The following is a 14,787-nucleotide window of genomic DNA, read 5'->3' on the forward strand; positions in this document are numbered from 1 at the left end:
ATTGAGGAGAAAACATAATGCCTACCCCCGCTAAGGGTCCGCGCCTCGGAGGCGGTCCTGCCCACGAGCGCCTGATGCTCGCCAACCTGTCCGCCGCGCTCTTCGAGCACAAGCGGATCACCACCACGGTCACCAAGGCCAAGCGCCTGCGCCCGTTCGCCGAGCGCCTGATCACCTTCGCCAAGCGCGGAGATCTGGCTTCGCGCCGCCGCGTGCTGGCCGTGATCAGCAACAAGGGCATCGTGCACGAGCTGTTCACCGACATCGCGCCGGTCATGAGCAACCGCGACGGCGGCTACACCCGCATCACCAAGATCGGCAACCGCAAGGGCGACAACGCCCCCATGGCCGTCATCGAACTGGTGCTGGAGCCCGTTTCGCCGAAGCAGGCCGTGGTAAACGAGGCCGAGAAGGCAGCTGCCAAGGCTGCCCCGGCTCCGGTCGAGGAAGAGTCTGCTTCGGCCGAGTCCGTTGACTCGCCCGAGTCCGCGCAGTCCGGTGATTCCGCTGACTCGCCCGAGTCCGCTGAGTCTGCTCCGTCGGCCGGGTCCGCTGAGGAAGCTGCCGAAGAGAAGAAGTAGTTCTTCACCTTCACCGCCTGAAGCCCGCTGTTCCCTCCGGGGGGCGGCGGGCTTTTCGCGTACCCGGAACTCTCACATCACGACGGCGGTGCCCGGCGTGGGGGAGCGATGCACGGGCTTGCGGCGTGGTCGCCACGTTGCGACCAGCGCAAAGGCGAGCAGCAGTTCGGCGATGTCCCCGCCGTAGTACATCAGCTCACCGGCAAGCCTCAGCTCGGCGGCCGTTGCCGGAACCTGGACGAACAGCCCGGCGTACAACAGCTGGGACAACACGGCGTGGCCGGCAATGGCGACGCCGAGCACAATCAGCCGCGCCGGTACCGAGGGCCTGCGCGGCGCCGGGTCGGGTCCGGCGATCACCCAGGCGAAGAGGCAGCCGGCAGCCAGGAAGTGCAGATGGACCGCGTGGTGCAGCATCTGGTTGTCGGTGGTGAGGCTGTAGAGCGGCGTGAAGTACACGGCCGCCAGCCCGCCGAGGTTCAGCACGAGGGCGGTCACCGGATGGGCCACCAGATGGACGGGGCGTGAGCGCAGGACCTTGCCGAGCCGTTTGCCGTAGCCTGGCGGGATCGACCGCAGCAGCAAGGTCACCGGCGCGCCGAGCACCAAGCCGATCGGCGCGTACATGCCAGTCAGCAGGTGCTGGACCATATGGGACGGCAGGCCCCCGGATGGCAACGGCATCAGCTGCGGCGTCAGCCCCAGCGCCAGGATGAGCGCGCCGGCTAGGAAGGAAGCAGTGCGCCAGCCGCTCCAGCCTCGGCCCTCCCGGCTTCGCAGCAGGGCCAGGGCAACGTAGGCGCACGTTACCGCCAAAACGAGAACCAGCGGGAGCACGCCGTCGAACACTGTTGCTTGGTGGGCATGGGCAGCGTGGAAGCGCATCACGACCGGCCCGGGCCCTGTCCGCCTGTCGTCCCCGTTGCACCGGCACCGCTTGAGCCGGTGAGATCGACCATCCGGCCGGATCGCTGCAGCAGCCAGCCGCCGACCACCAGCAGCGCGCCGAAGACCAGGAAAAGAATGTCGGCCAAGGCTTGGTAGTCGCCGCTGATCACATGGTGGATGGCGAGGAGATGGTGGTCAATGATTCCTTCCACAAGGTTGAACACCCCCCAGCCGACCAGCATCCAGCCCCACAGCGTTCGCGACGCCCACACCCGTCCGCGCGAGGACGTCACCCGCGAGTACAGCAGTCCCAGCCCCATGAGCACGGACAGCCAGGTCACCGTGTGGAACAGCCCGTCCCACAGGGTATTCATCTTTAGACCGTGCACGCTGGTTGCGGGATAGGAACCGATGTCGATGTTGGCTGTGTCGGCACTGGTGAGCATGTGGTGCCACTGCAGGATTTGATGCAGCAGGATCCCGTCCACGAAGCCCCCGAGCCCGACCCCCAGGAAGATCCCGGGCAGGGCGATCCGGCGGTTGTGATCGGTGGGTGTTAAGGGTGTCCCGGTCCCGGTGCCTGCAGCCATCGCTCCTCCCAACCTCCGCCGGCCCGCACGCGGTACGGGTCCTGTCCCAGCAACATAGACCGAACAGTTCCCTGCGTCGACGGACCATGCACCGCTGAGCTGCTGCTGCCGGCAACTCGTGCGCTCGTCCGGCAGCTTCCGGTGCCGTACAGGGGTCCCGGTAGCATGGAATCCATGCAACTGAACACCTCCGCCGTCCCCGACCAGGACGGCGCTCTTCTGCGCGTCCGGATGGATGTGGCGTACGACGGCGGCCCTTTCAGCGGGTGGGCAGTACAGCCGGGCAGACTGACCGTCCAAGGGGCACTCGAGGAAGCGCTGGCGACCATGATCCGGCGGCCGGTGCGGCTCACTGTTGCCGGGCGCACCGACGCCGGCGTCCACGCCCGCGGACAGGTGGTGCACTTCGATCTGGAACCGGGGGAGTGGCACGGCATGGCCCGCGGCCGCGAAATCGAGCCGGGTGATTCTTTGGTCCGCCGTTTGCGCGGCCTCTTGGCGAAGGTTCTCGGCGGCCGCGTCGGCGCTCCGGTGCCGTACCGGGACCTTGCCGGGGCCATCGAGGTCAGGTCCGCGGTCATCGCCCCTGCGGGGTTCGATGCCCGGTTCTCAGCCCTCTGGCGCCGCTACAGCTACCGCATCGCGGACCGGCCAGAGCTGTGGGATCCGCTGTTCCGCAACACAACGCTTTGGTACAAGCACGCGATCGATGTTGACCTGCTCAACGACGCCGCGGCCAAACTCCTGGGCATCGGCGACTTCCTGGCGTTCTGCAAGCCGCGTGAAGGCGCCACCACCATTCGGGAGCTTCAGAAGTTTTCCTTTGCGCGCGACGCCCACGGCGTGGTCATTGCCACTGTCCAGGCCGATGCGTTCTGCCACAACATGGTGCGGTCCCTGATCGGAGCTTCGCTGCTGGTCGGCAGCGGCGAGCAGGCGCCGGACTGGCTGCGCGACCGGATGCTGGCGAAGGTGCGCGACTCGAAGAGCAAGCTGGCCCCGCCGCACCCGCTGGTACTGGAAGAAGTGCTGTACCCCGACGGCGGTGAACTGCTGCGCCGGGCCGAGCAAACCAGGGCCAAGCGCTCAGACCCTGACGAGGTCTAAGGTTGTTGCTTCCGGCGGTTCCCCCATGAGCCGCCGGAAGCCTTTCAACCGGTGATCCCGGATCCCCCCAGCAGGTCCCTTGACCGTGCTGGGCATAACTCTTGCATGGCAGCTGCAACAGCTCAATAGTTTTAGATGTCTGACTTCTTCGGCCACTAGGTGGATAGGTACCGGCGAAGGGAGCGTCCGGGGGAGCATGGCCACCCGCAACGCTGGCCGAGCCGGGCAGGAGGTTACGTCCTCGCTAGGCCGCTTTCGGCGTCAGTTCAGCCCGCAGGGGCCAGTCCTGGCCCTCCAAAATGACCTGGGCGCTGACGCCGGTGTGAACGTTGACGACGATCGGAGCCATGAGGTTCACGGTGGTGCCGGATTCACCCGGATTAGCGACCACCAGCACCATGGCGTCCTCGGAGGCGGTGAGGTCCAGGGCCGCACGATCGTCGTCGGAAATCACAGGGGTGTACTGGTTCAGGTAGGTCGCGGCGTCGAGCACGAACAGGCGCTTCCCAGGCTCCGCCACCGGCTGCAAGGAGTACAGGCCAGCCGCACCGGTGATCTCGTCCAGCGTGAAGTCCACCAGCGGAGCCAGTCCAGGGGGCGGAGTCACGAAGGTCAGCGAGGCGCTCATCGCAGGAAGTCCATCAGCGTCGGCTGCAGCACCCGCGCGGTGACCTGCAGGGCGGCCTGATAGGCCACTTCCTGCATCTTCAGGTCCAGGACAACTTTGCCGAGATCGGGGTCCTCGATTCCGGAGCGGCGGGCTTCAAGAGAAACTGCTTCGTCCAAGTTCGTCTCCTGGGCTTTCAGGATCTGGGCATGGCGGGTTCCGACCTCGGCACGCGCGTTGATCACGGTGTTCAGCCGGGCGTCAATGGCGTTCAGGCGGGCACTGACGTCGACTCCGGGCGTCCTAAGCTCGTCGGCCATCGTCTGCAGTAACTTGAATACAGACTGAGCAGTGGCATCGTCATCTGAACCGAAAACCTTCGCACCATCGACATCGACACGTACAGCCAGTTCGGCGCCGATTCGCCGTTGGACAGTGTTTCCCGCCGCGGGCCCAAATGTGAAAGCAGTGGGGGCGAGAACAGGATCCCCAATGACAGCACCGGAATCGGAGTTTCCCGCGAAGACGCTACGGCCTAGGTACTTGGACTCGGCTACATCGAGAAGATTCTTCTTGATGCTTTCCAGCTCAAGAGCGATTGCTTCACGCGCCGTTGGGGTGAGGGAACCGTTTGAGGCCTGGATCGTCAAATCTCGAGCTTTGTTCAACAGACCAGTGACCGTGCCCAACGCAGAGTCGGCTGTGGCGAGCCAGCCGTTGGCGTCGTCGATGTTGCGCTTATATTGTTCGTTTGCCCGAATATCGGCACGAGTACGCATGGAATCCGCTGTGCCCGTCGGATCGTCGGACGGGCGGGAGATCAGCGACTCACCTGCTGCCAACTCCTGCAGCTTGGCGATGCGCGCCATGTTGTCCTGCAGGTTGCGCTGCGCAAAGCTGCTCATCGTCTGGTTAGTAACTCGTGAAATCATGGGCTACCTCCCCACCAATCCGGTGCGGTTGATCAACGTGTCGAGCATTTCATCAATTGCCGTCATGACTCGGGCCGCACCTTGATACGCGTGCTGGTACGACAGCAGGTTTACGTTTTCCTCGTCGAGGTCCACGGAGGCGTTCGACAGCTGCAAAGTCTTGGCCGATTGGGAAGCAATGTTTGCCAGATTGGCCTGCTGCAGTGCTGTCTTCGCCGCTACACCAATCTGGGTGACGGTGCTCTCCCACATCCGGTCAGGGGAGCCGGCGCCGAGACCCTGTTGGGAGATCAGATCGGCAATAGAACCGTCTAAAGCGCCCTTGTCAGGGTTGCCTGCCCTGAGGTCTTTGATGTCTGTAATCGCGACCTTCAGACCTAGCGCAGCCGGAAGAGCGGCATCTTTACCAAAAAAAACAAGGACTGGATCTCCGGGCTTGGCAGTGCCCGCATAAAGACCGTTAACGGTCTCGAATAGCTTGTTCGCTAGCGCGTTATAGCTTTCTGCAGCCTGGCGCAGCGGACCTTCGGTCGGGCTGCTGCCTAGGACCGAAAGCGCACCGGCGAGCTCGCCCCCTTCGAGGACCATAGGGGCATCACGTGTTTCCCATTTGAGCTGGACGGCGCCGCCTGTGATGGCCGTGTCGCCTTCGACCTTCACGCGGTGGGCACTAGAACGAGTAACTAACGCGTTGCCGCCAATCAGAACATCCACCTGCCCGTCGCTACCTTGGCGAACCGTTGCTCCGGTGAGGGCCGCCAGGCGCTCCGTCAGCAGGTTGCGATGATCCATCAGCTCGTTGGCAGAGCCGCCGTTGGCGACTGCGAACCGGATCTTCTCGTTCAAGCCAGCTACTTGCGATGCAGTGCCGTTGACCTCTGCAGCCATGGTGTCCACATTGGAGCGCACGCGGGAGAACTGCTCGCGCACTTCCTGGTAACCGCGCTTAATCATGTTGGCGAGGATGTTCGCCTCTTCCAGCACCACGCCGCCGGCAGCCGCGTCATCCGGACGGTTGGACAAGGCCTGCCAAGACGCCCAAAACTCCTGAAGCTGGGTGGAGATGCCGTACTTGCCCGGCTCGCGCAACGACGCTTCGAGACCAGACATCGTATTGGCGCGTACTGCGGAGTACCCAGCGACGCCGGCCGAGAACCGGACGCGGGTATCCAAGTGCATGTCGCCCAGCCGCGCAATCGCGTCCACCGAAACACCCTGGCCGATCTGCACGCCCCCGGTGAGCAAGCCGGTGCGGTCGAGTGCCCCGATCGACGACGTACTGACCCGCTGCCGGGTGTAGCCCTCGGTATTGGCGTTGGCGATATTCTGGCCCACCACGTTCAAACCCTGGCGGGCGGCCACCAGGCCGGTGTACGCGGTGTTCAGGCCGCTGAAGGTACTCACTGCGAAAACCTCAGATCGTTGTGTCGAACAGCTGGGAACGGTTGCCCGAGAGTCCCGCCGTTCCGTGGGAGTCGTAGGTCCCGGCGTCGGGATTCAGATTGGCCAGCGTCTCCTGGGTGGAGCGTGCGGCCGCGCGCAGGAACTTCTCGTTTAGGTCGCGCAGCTCGCGGATCTGCAGGGTCAGCTGGGTCAGGGCCTGTAGATGACCATTGAAGATCTCGCCCCAAGGCCCCATCGGAGCCTGCTCGGTCAGCTCGCGCAGCGTGGCCCCTTCCGGCGTGCCCCACTCTCTGGCCAGCGCGGCCACCTCGACCGTGCGAGCCAGTCCGGCGTCGCGCAGCCGTTCCAGCACCTGTTCCACCTCGCGGGTGGCGTGCTGCAGCCAGCGGGACTTGCCGGCCGTCAGGAGCAGTTGCTCTTCTTCGAGCTTGAAGACCAATAGTTCAAGAAGTTCACGTTCGTGCCACAGCATGGCGGACAGTTCATGGGCTCCCACGTCAGGCACCTCCCCTGGTTGATTCGGCGGACACAAACCCCCAAGGTCCGCGTGAAAAGCCGCCACTGATTGAACAAAAAGTAACGGCATGGCTACTTTCCTATCTATCGGCAGCACCACCCCTTGCGTTAGCAGCGAATGATGGTAGGTTTCACCAAGAGATGAATCGTTCATTCGAGGCCGCACCCCTCGGTAGTGGGAATGATGCGTCTACGTAATTCTGGGCACGGAGGGGGACATGTCAGTGGATCGTGCTGACCGTAATGCACTGGTGGTCGAAAACCTTCCGCTCGTCGGATACCTCGTCTCCGAAGTATGTGCCAAAGCCACCCACCTTTCCCGCGACGACCTGGCCTCTGCCGGTTCCGTTGCCCTCATCACCGCTGCCGATGCTTTTAACCCGGATCTCGGCGTCCCTTTCGGGGCTTTTGCCCGCCGCCGCATCATCGGCGCGTTCGCCGATGAAATGCGAGCCATCGATTGGGCCCCCCGGTCCGTGCGCAAGCGAATCAAGGAGACGCTCTCCGTGCGCGAAACCCTGACGGCGGAACTTGGCCGCTACCCCAGTGTTGACGAGATCGCCGCCGCTCTTGGCGTTGATCGCGAGACTGCCGAGGCAGCAATGGATGACGCCTCAAGAACGGTCTCGGCGCTCGATGACACCACGGCCGAATTCCTGGTCTCCGAAACGGCATCGCCCGAAGGCTCGCTGCTCACAGAGGAACGCCTCGCTTTCCTCAAGGCCGCAGTGCATAACCTGCCCCCAAAGATGCGCTACATCGTGGAGCAGATCTACTTCGAGGACCGCTCCGTGAAGGAAATCGCAGAAGAAGTCGGCGCCACCCATTCTGCTGTTTCCCAGCAGCGGTCCGAGGCCATCCGCCTGCTTCGGGACGGCCTGCACACCCACTATTCCGACGACGGCGGTGCCTCCTATGTGCCCGAGTCCCGGATTGCTCCCTCCCGCCGGAAGGCGTACCTGACCGCCCTCGGGGATCAAACAGTTGGCGGGATTACCCGCTTCGCAGCGCGGCAGCTCAGGGCTGCGGTTTCTTAGTTCCTTCCAGCCGCCGGTGACGTCGACTGGCACCGCGAGAAATTCTTTGCACTTCTCCTAACGGATCCTCGAACTCCTCCGATAGCTACAAGTGCCAGCCCATGGACGGGCCGGTGTATTTGTACCATCTCATGGAGGAGTTTCATCATGGCTTTTGCCATTAACACCAACGTTGCGGCCCTGAACTCGTACCGCAACCTGTCCAACACCCAGAACGACATTTCCAAGTCGCTGGAGAAGCTGTCCACCGGCCTGCGCATCAACCGCGCTGCCGATGACGCAGCCGGCCTGTCCATCTCCGAGGGCCTGCGGTCGCAGGTCAACGGCCTGAACGTTGCCGCCCGTAACGCCCAGGACGGCATCTCTGTCATCCAGACCGCTGAAGGTGCGCTCACCGAGGTCCACTCCATCCTGCAGCGCATGCGTGACCTGGCTGTCCAAGGGTCGAATGACTCCAACAACGGCGCTTCCCGCGAGGCCATCAAGAAGGAAGCAACGCAGCTCGGGGAGGAACTGGATCGTATCGCCGGTTCCACAAACTTCAACGGCATCGATCTCCTCAAGGGAGCCGAAGGAAACGCCGGTGGAACCCTCAGCTTCCAGGTCGGAGCCAACGGTACTGACGCCGACACCATCACTGTGACACTCGGGGATCTGAAAACCGCTTTGGGCAGCCTTGCCAAGGGTGCTGCTACTGCGGGAGATGGTTCGGTATTCGACGTTGAGGGAGACGGCAGCACCACGACGGCACACCAGGCCGCAAAGAACACGATCACCAAGATCGATGAAGCAATTGCCACTATCTCCGAACAGCGTTCCGATCTTGGTGCCGTCCAGAACCGCTTCGAATCGGCGATTAAGTCGATCAATATCTCCTCGGAGAACCTTTCGGCTTCGGAATCCCGCATCCGCGACACCGACATGGCGTCGGAGATGGCCAAGTTCACCAAGAACCAGATCATGTCCCAGGCCGGCACCGCGATGCTGGCTCAGGCCAACCAGATCAACCAGGGTGTGCTGCAGCTCCTCGGCTAAATCCGAGTAGCTAACGGCTGAATGCGGCCCGGCAGCGAGGCGAACGACTTGGACCTCACACTCTTCGCTGCCGGGCGTCAGCAATCGCTCTACTAAACAGGATTCTTTCAGGAGGAACTGGCGTGGCGTTTTCGATTGGCGGCATGGTCAGCGGTTTGGATACCGCCACCATGATTAATCAGCTCATGCAGCTGGAAGCGCGTCCGCAGTCCCTGCTGAAGAACAAGGTCTCCAGCACCCAGACCCTGGTGAGCGCTCTTCAGGCGCTGAACACGCGAATCGCCGATCTCGGAAAAACCGCCACCGAGACGAGCAAAGCGAACGCGCTCAACATCTACTCAGGCACAAGCAGTTCAGGAAAAGTTTCTGTGACCACGGCCGAAGGAGCTTCCGCCGGCGCTATCGACCTGGAAGTCGTTCAACTGGCCAAGGCACAGGTTTCTGTGTCGTCGCTGCTCAGCGACTGGCCGGAAAGTGCCACCATGCTCACCATCGCGCTCAAAGACGGCCAGGTCAAAAAGGAATTCAATACAACCGGCATGACGTTGGACCAGGTCGTCACCGCCGTGAACGAGTCCGGCGCCGGTGTCACCGCAACCAAGGTGTCAGTGGGTACCGATCCGGCGAACCCGCAGTATCGACTGCAGGTGGCTTCCAAGGAGACTGGAGCGACTGGTGCATTCGCTTTGACGCTGGGCGGTGATCCGTCGTTTTCCACGACAGACGTCCAAATGGCGCAAGATGCCCAAGTGTCGATTTGGGGTGGCCTGCAGACTATCTCTTCTTCAACAAACACGCTCACTGACCTCCTGCCAGGCGTTAGTGTCACCATCGGTGCTGACGCTGTTCCTGGTGAGAAATCAACCATCACCGTCACTCGCGACAGTGAAGCCGTGACCGCGAAGGCCAAGGCTCTGGTCGACGGCTTGACTGGTCTCTTCTCCTTTATCTCTAAGAACTCATCGGTTAACGTCTCCACGTCCACGGGGTCAACGACGACCAAGGGTGGAATTTTCACTGGGGACTCCAGCGTCCGTGACATCAGTCAACGGATGATGACCGCCGCGATCAGTCCCATCGATGGCCGGTCGCCGTCGGAAATCGGCATCAGCATCACCAAGGACGGCTCGATTGAGTTTGATGCCGAGAAATTCGGCAAGTCGCTGAAGGAAGACTCCGCCTGGGCGGAGAAAGTCGTTCAGACGATGGCCGGCCGCGTCGAGACTGCCGCCAAGGAAGCGTCGGATAAGTACGACGGTGCAATCACCAAACGGATTCAAGGCCAGGAATCCCTGGTGAGGACGCTTAACGACCAGGTAGCCGGCTGGGACACCCGGCTGGCATCACGCCGTTCCACGCTGGAACGCACCTGGGCCCAACTTGAAGTCACGCTGAACGGCCTGCAGTCGCAGGGGGACTGGCTCAATTCCCAGCTGGCCACGCTGCCCTCATGGGGGAGCACGAAGAAATGACACTGACGTACGGACCGGGCTTCGGAGCCCAGGCAAAGCGCAACCAGTTCCAGCGTGACGCCATCATGTCGGCCACCCCCGCCCGGCTGCTAACTATGCTGTATGACCGGCTGCTGCTGGACCTGAACCGGGCAGAGGCCGCACAGCAGAACCAGCACTGGTCGGTGGCATCCGAGAACCTGATCCATGCGCAGGCCATTGTGTCCGAGCTGATGTCCTCGCTCAAGACCGATGTGTGGGACGGGGGAGAGGGCCTGAGGGCGCTCTACACGTACACGCTGAACGCGATGATGAACGCTAACATCCACCGTGATGCCGCGCGGACCCGTGAGTGCATCGAGTTGCTGGAACCGCTGCGCGAGGCATGGCATGAAGCCGCCGAGCAGCTCCCGGCGCAGCCTGCACGTGGTGCCGGTCAGGGCGGGGAACTTGGCATCGCCTGACATGCCGGAGAGCGAAACGGCAGGCTTGCGGCGCTGGATCGCCGTGCTGGACGAACTGGAAGGTGCTCTCGCCGAAGCCGCTGAGGCCGGTGCCGGGAGCGGAGCTCCTGAGGACGGGCCGGCCGACGAAACCCGGCGCACCGCCGTCGCGCAATGGAAGGCCCCGCAGGGGCTGGGACCAATCCCGGACGAGCTGGTGGAGCGGGCCACACAACTGGCGGCTGCGCAGCAGGAAGTAATCCGCGACGTGCGCGCCGAGATGCGGAAAAACCGCCAGGAATCCGCGCTCTTGGATGCCGTCCCGACCCCCGGTTCTTCGGGCCATTCCGTGTACCTCGACGTAAACGGTTAACCAATCTCAGGATTTACCTAACGACCTCCGTCTGGCTGCCGATAACTGGATAGTGAGCACGGATCGCTCACAGAACAGGCCATGGATCGGCCGCCCAATGCCAGTAGTAAGACGGGTCTTTGCTGTGTTCGAATCTGTGACGGGGGCTGCCATGCAGAGCGCCCTGGACGGCCTTGCCATGCGCCAGCGTGCCATCGCCAACAACATCGCGAACGTCAACACCCCCGGCTACCACGCCCAGCGCGTCCAATTCGAGGATGCCCTGGCCAAATCGGTGGCCCGCGGCAACGGCAGCGCCAGTGCCACGATGGAACGCTCGCTGGAGCCCACACGGCTGGACGGCAGCAACGTCAACCTGGACACCGAGACACTCTCCAACATTGAAACAGTGCTGCGCTACCAGTTTGCAGCCCGTGCCGCGGAAAGTCCTTTCAGCGGCGTTCGCACGGCGATGAGGACCAACTGATGACTTTCGACGCCATTGGAATCGCCGGGACCGGCCTGACCGTCCACCGCAAGTGGCTGGACGCCGTCTCCGACAACCTGGCCAACGCCAACAACGCCACCAGCACCGACGGAGCCGCTTTCCAGGCCCGCTACGTGATTGCCCAGGAAGGCCAGGGCGTCTCCGGTGTGTACGTGGCCGGAGCGGAATTCGGCGATGCCGAAGGCCGTATGATCCATGAACCCAACCACCCGCTGGCGGACGAGAACGGCTACGTCCGCTATCCGGACATCGACCTGTCCCAGCAAATGGGCAACCTGATCCTGGCCCAGCGCGGCTACCAGGCGAACGCCGCCGTGGTGGACCGGGCCAAGACGACCTACGAGGCCGCCCTCCAGATCGGACGCAACTGATGCCGCTGTCTTCCATTCCGCCGATCCAGGGCGTAGCCGGCACCGGCTACCTGCCGGCTGCCGAAGCTCCGCAGTCCACCAACGGCGTTGGCTTCGCCACCTCGCTCACCGGCGCCATCGATAACCTGCAGCAGCTGCAGTCGACGTCCAACGAACTGGCCATCCAGGCCGTGACCGGCGACCTGAACGACATCCACAACGCCACCCTGGCCTCCACCCGCGCCGCTGTGACGCTGGAACTGGTGGCAGCAGTCCGCAACAAGGGCGTTGACGCCTTCAACGAGATCATGAGAATGCAGGCCTGATGCCCGGCAGAGTTTCCTCCTGGTTCTCGCGACTGGGCAAGACCATCAGCGAGTTCACCGTCGCCCAGCGCACCATCGCGATCATCGGCATCGCCGTCGTCGTGCTGGGAATTGCCGCGCTGACGACGTGGGCGTCCAAGCCCTCCTACACCCCGCTGTTCTCCGGGCTCGCCGCGGCAGATGCCAACACCATCGTTGAGCAACTGCGCACCGACGGCGTACCGTACGAGCTGACCAACGGCGGCGGGACCATCCTGGTGCCCGAGGACAACGTGTACGACCAGCGGCTCAAGGCCGCCGCGGCCGGCCTGCCGAGCTCCTCCACCGGCGGCTACTCGCTGCTGGATGACATGGGCGTGACCTCCTCGGAGTTCCAGCAGTCCGTGACCTACAAGCGCGCGCTTGAAGGGGAGCTGGCAAACACCATTGAGGCTCTCGACGGCGTCAAGACCGCGTCCGTGCGGCTGGCCATCCCGGAGGAAACGGTCTTCGTCTCCGAAAAGGGCGAGGCCACCGCGTCCGTGTTCATTGACACCGAGAAGACCACGCTGTCTGCCGACCAGGTCCAGGCCATTGTCCACCTAACGTCCGCCTCGATCGACGGGATGAAACCGGAGAACGTGGCCGTGATCGATGCCGCCGGCACCGTGCTCTCCGCCGTAGGCGTGGGCGCCACCGGCTCCGCAGACAAGCAGGCCTCCGACTACGAGGAGCGCGTGCGCGCCTCGGTGCAGACCATGCTGGACCGCGTGGTCGGTCCCGGCAATTCCTCCGTGGTGGTTGCCGCGGACATGAACTACGAGTCGGCCGAGCGGGTTGAAGAGACGTTCACGACGCCGGACGGCGCCCCGGCCCTGAACGAGTCCACGCAGACCGAAGAGTACGAGGGGAACGGCGGGGGAGCAGCCGGCGTCCTGGGACCCGACAACATCGCCGTGCCCGGCAACGCGGCCGGCGACGGGACCTTCACCTCGGAGTCCGAGACCAAGAACAACGCGCTGAACAAGGTGACCGAAACCCGTGCGATCCCGGCCGGCGCGATCAACCGCCAGACCGTGTCCGTGGCACTGGACGCAGACGCCGCCGGCGCGCTGAACCTGGCCAACATAGAAGGTCTGGTCACCACCGCCGCCGGCATCAACGCCGACCGCGGTGACCAGGTCACGGTGGAACTGGTGCCGTTCAACACCGCCGGCGCCCAGGAGGCCGCGGAGGCACTGGCCGCGGCGCAGGCCGCCGAAGAAGCCGCGCGTCAGGCCGAACTGATCCGCACCGCCGTGATCACTGCCGGCATCGTCCTGCTGGTGATCATTGCCCTGCTGATCTACGCCCGCTGGTCCCGCCGCCAGAACCGCGAACCGGTGGACCTGGGCGAGCTGCAGGACTTCCAGCCCGAAATCGAAGCTCCGCAGGAACTGCAGCTGCCCGCCAAGCCCATCATCGTGCCGGAGCCGATTCCCGTGGTCACCGGTCCGTCCACCACCGCGCTGGAAATTTCCGGCCCGCCGGAGCTGTCCGACGAGCAGAAGGAAATGAACCGCAAGCGGGCGGAAATCGATGCCCTGGCCGCCCAGGAACCGGACAAGACCGCCGACTTCCTGCGGTCCCTGATGGATGACAAGCAGAAAGTATGAGTGAGTTAGTGACCACCCTGACGGGCACCCAAAAGGTGGCCGTGGTGCTGATGCAGATGGAACAGGCCCGGGCGGCCGAAGTCATGAAGCGATTCAGCGAGGCCGAGGCGGAACTGATCACGGCCGAACTGGTCAGCATGGGCCGGGTGGATCCCGAGGTCGCCGAGGAAGCCTTCAAGGAATTCCACGACATGACGGTCAAGGGCCGTCGCCGACCGCGCGGCGGCAAGGAGTTCGCCGCGGGGTTGCTGGCCGCCTCGTTCGGCGCGGAGAAGGCCGCCGGCGTATTGGACCGGCTCGCCACCTCGATGGCCGGCAAACCGTTCGAGTTCATGGACGACGCCGACCCGAGCCAGCTGATCACGCTGCTCAGCGGCGAGATCCCGCAGACCATCGCCCTGGTGCTGGCGCACATGCGCCCGGAACAGGCATCAGCGGTGATCTCAGGACTGGACGAGCCGCTGCGGCCGGAGGTTGCGCAGTGCATCGCCACCATGGGCACGGCCACTCCTGAGGCCGTCACCATCGTCGCGGACACGCTCAAGGTGAGGGCCGGCGCCGTCGTGCCCCGCCAACAAGCTGAGGTGGTGGGCGGCGTTGGGCCGCTGGTCGACATCATCAACCGCGCTGATGTTGCCACCGAACGTGCACTGCTGGAAGCGCTCGAGGAACGCGATCCGGAACTGGCCGAGGAAGTCCGCTCCCGCATGCTCACCTTCGAAGACATCACCAAGCTGGAACCGCGCGACGTCCAGCAGGTGCTGCGCGGCATCGAGATTGCAGTGCTGGCCGTGGCCATGAAGGGTGCCAGCGAGCCCGTCACCGAGCTCATCCGCAAGAACGTTTCCGAACGCAACCGCGACATTCTCGACGACGAGATCAACGCCACCGGTCCGCTGCGGATGTCGCAGATCGAAGAGGCACGTGCGGACATTGTCCGTTCCATCCGCGAACTCGAGGCCAGCGGCATCATCACGGTCCAGCGCGCTGCGGAGGAAGACGAATATGTCTACTGAGGCTGCATTC

Annotated in this window: 18 protein-coding genes; 12 read left to right on the plus strand and 6 right to left on the minus strand. The window is 63.7% G+C overall.

The window, feature by feature from the left end:
- The first annotated feature begins 17 nt into the window (after nucleotides 1–17).
- Nucleotides 18–581, plus strand: a complete 564-nt coding sequence (rplQ, locus tag AC5RWT_RS27020; protein ID WP_494082879.1) for a 50S ribosomal protein L17 — start codon at nucleotides 18–20, stop codon at nucleotides 579–581.
- Nucleotides 582–653: 72 nt separating this feature from the next.
- Here rplQ and AC5RWT_RS27025 read toward each other — a convergent pair whose 3' ends face one another.
- Nucleotides 654–1,466: a cytochrome c oxidase assembly protein gene (locus AC5RWT_RS27025; protein ID WP_494082894.1), complete on the minus strand. Its 813-nt coding sequence runs from the start codon at nucleotides 1,464–1,466 to the stop codon at nucleotides 654–656.
- Nucleotides 1,466–2,059 (minus strand): DUF2243 domain-containing protein, encoded by a 594-nt coding sequence (locus AC5RWT_RS27030; protein ID WP_494082880.1) that lies wholly within the window; start codon nucleotides 2,057–2,059, stop codon nucleotides 1,466–1,468. Before AC5RWT_RS27030 ends, AC5RWT_RS27025 begins: the two co-directional genes overlap by 1 nt.
- 174 nt (nucleotides 2,060–2,233) lie before the next feature.
- Here AC5RWT_RS27030 and AC5RWT_RS27035 point away from each other — a divergent pair, with 174 nt between their 5' ends.
- Nucleotides 2,234–3,166, plus strand: a complete 933-nt coding sequence (locus AC5RWT_RS27035; protein WP_494082881.1) for a tRNA pseudouridine synthase A — start codon at nucleotides 2,234–2,236, stop codon at nucleotides 3,164–3,166.
- Nucleotides 3,167–3,410: 244 nt separating this feature from the next.
- On the opposite strand, the gene fliW is transcribed toward AC5RWT_RS27035, so the two are convergent.
- Genes fliW through AC5RWT_RS27055 form a run of 4 tightly spaced genes read right to left on the minus strand, consistent with a single transcriptional unit; the run spans nucleotide 3,411 to nucleotide 6,605 of the window.
- Nucleotides 3,411–3,794 carry a flagellar assembly protein FliW gene (gene fliW, locus AC5RWT_RS27040; RefSeq protein ID WP_494082882.1) on the minus strand — a complete coding sequence of 128 codons (384 nt, stop codon included), beginning with the start codon at nucleotides 3,792–3,794 and terminating at the stop codon, nucleotides 3,411–3,413.
- Entirely contained in the window at nucleotides 3,791–4,705 is a 915-nt protein-coding gene (flgL, locus tag AC5RWT_RS27045; RefSeq protein ID WP_494082883.1) for a flagellar hook-associated protein FlgL, read from the minus strand. Before flgL ends, fliW begins: the two co-directional genes overlap by 4 nt.
- Nucleotides 4,706–4,708: 3 nt before the next feature.
- Nucleotides 4,709–6,109, minus strand: a complete 1,401-nt coding sequence (gene flgK / locus AC5RWT_RS27050; protein WP_494082884.1) for a flagellar hook-associated protein FlgK — start codon at nucleotides 6,107–6,109, stop codon at nucleotides 4,709–4,711.
- Between the two features lie 10 nt (nucleotides 6,110–6,119).
- Complete coding sequence (locus AC5RWT_RS27055; RefSeq protein WP_494082885.1) at nucleotides 6,120–6,605, minus strand: flagellar protein FlgN; 486 nt, start codon at nucleotides 6,603–6,605, stop codon at nucleotides 6,120–6,122.
- A 244-nt stretch (nucleotides 6,606–6,849) separates the two neighbouring features.
- On the opposite strand from AC5RWT_RS27055, the gene AC5RWT_RS27060 reads away from it, so the two are divergent.
- The 10 genes from AC5RWT_RS27060 to fliG all read left to right on the plus strand — a co-directional run bounded on the left by AC5RWT_RS27060 (nucleotide 6,850) and on the right by fliG (nucleotide 14,777).
- On the plus strand, nucleotides 6,850–7,662 hold the full coding sequence (locus tag AC5RWT_RS27060) for a sigma-70 family RNA polymerase sigma factor (RefSeq protein ID WP_494082895.1): 813 nt from the start codon (nucleotides 6,850–6,852) through the stop codon (nucleotides 7,660–7,662).
- A gap of 147 nt (nucleotides 7,663–7,809) precedes the next feature.
- Nucleotides 7,810–8,697, plus strand: a complete 888-nt coding sequence (locus AC5RWT_RS27065) for a flagellin N-terminal helical domain-containing protein (protein ID WP_494082886.1) — start codon at nucleotides 7,810–7,812, stop codon at nucleotides 8,695–8,697.
- Nucleotides 8,698–8,819: 122 nt separating this feature from the next.
- A complete protein-coding gene (gene fliD / locus AC5RWT_RS27070; protein ID WP_494082887.1) occupies nucleotides 8,820–10,169 on the plus strand; it encodes a flagellar filament capping protein FliD in 1,350 nt (449 codons plus the stop codon).
- Nucleotides 10,148–10,612 carry a flagellar export chaperone FliS gene (gene fliS, locus AC5RWT_RS27075; protein ID WP_494082888.1) on the plus strand — a complete coding sequence of 155 codons (465 nt, stop codon included), beginning with the start codon at nucleotides 10,148–10,150 and terminating at the stop codon, nucleotides 10,610–10,612. Before fliD ends, fliS begins: the two co-directional genes overlap by 22 nt.
- A 1-nt stretch (nucleotide 10,613) precedes the next feature.
- Nucleotides 10,614–10,964, plus strand: coding sequence for a hypothetical protein (locus AC5RWT_RS27080; RefSeq protein ID WP_494082889.1), 351 nt, complete (start codon nucleotides 10,614–10,616; stop codon nucleotides 10,962–10,964).
- A gap of 124 nt (nucleotides 10,965–11,088) precedes the next feature.
- Entirely contained in the window at nucleotides 11,089–11,430 is a 342-nt protein-coding gene (locus AC5RWT_RS27085; protein ID WP_493967254.1) for a flagellar basal body rod protein FlgB, read from the plus strand.
- Entirely contained in the window at nucleotides 11,430–11,822 is a 393-nt protein-coding gene (locus tag AC5RWT_RS27090) for a flagellar basal body rod protein FlgC (RefSeq protein WP_494082890.1), read from the plus strand. Before AC5RWT_RS27085 ends, AC5RWT_RS27090 begins: the two co-directional genes overlap by 1 nt.
- A complete protein-coding gene (gene fliE / locus AC5RWT_RS27095; RefSeq protein ID WP_494082891.1) occupies nucleotides 11,822–12,127 on the plus strand; it encodes a flagellar hook-basal body complex protein FliE in 306 nt (101 codons plus the stop codon). The genes AC5RWT_RS27090 and fliE overlap by 1 nt, the downstream gene beginning before the upstream one ends.
- Nucleotides 12,127–13,761: a flagellar basal-body MS-ring/collar protein FliF gene (gene fliF, locus AC5RWT_RS27100; protein WP_494082892.1), complete on the plus strand. Its 1,635-nt coding sequence runs from the start codon at nucleotides 12,127–12,129 to the stop codon at nucleotides 13,759–13,761. The genes fliE and fliF overlap by 1 nt, the downstream gene beginning before the upstream one ends.
- Nucleotides 13,758–14,777, plus strand: a complete 1,020-nt coding sequence (gene fliG, locus AC5RWT_RS27105; RefSeq protein WP_494082893.1) for a flagellar motor switch protein FliG — start codon at nucleotides 13,758–13,760, stop codon at nucleotides 14,775–14,777. Before fliF ends, fliG begins: the two co-directional genes overlap by 4 nt.
- The last annotated feature ends 10 nt before the right edge of the window (nucleotides 14,778–14,787 follow it).

The organism is Arthrobacter sp. Dra40 (genome assembly GCF_059091905.1).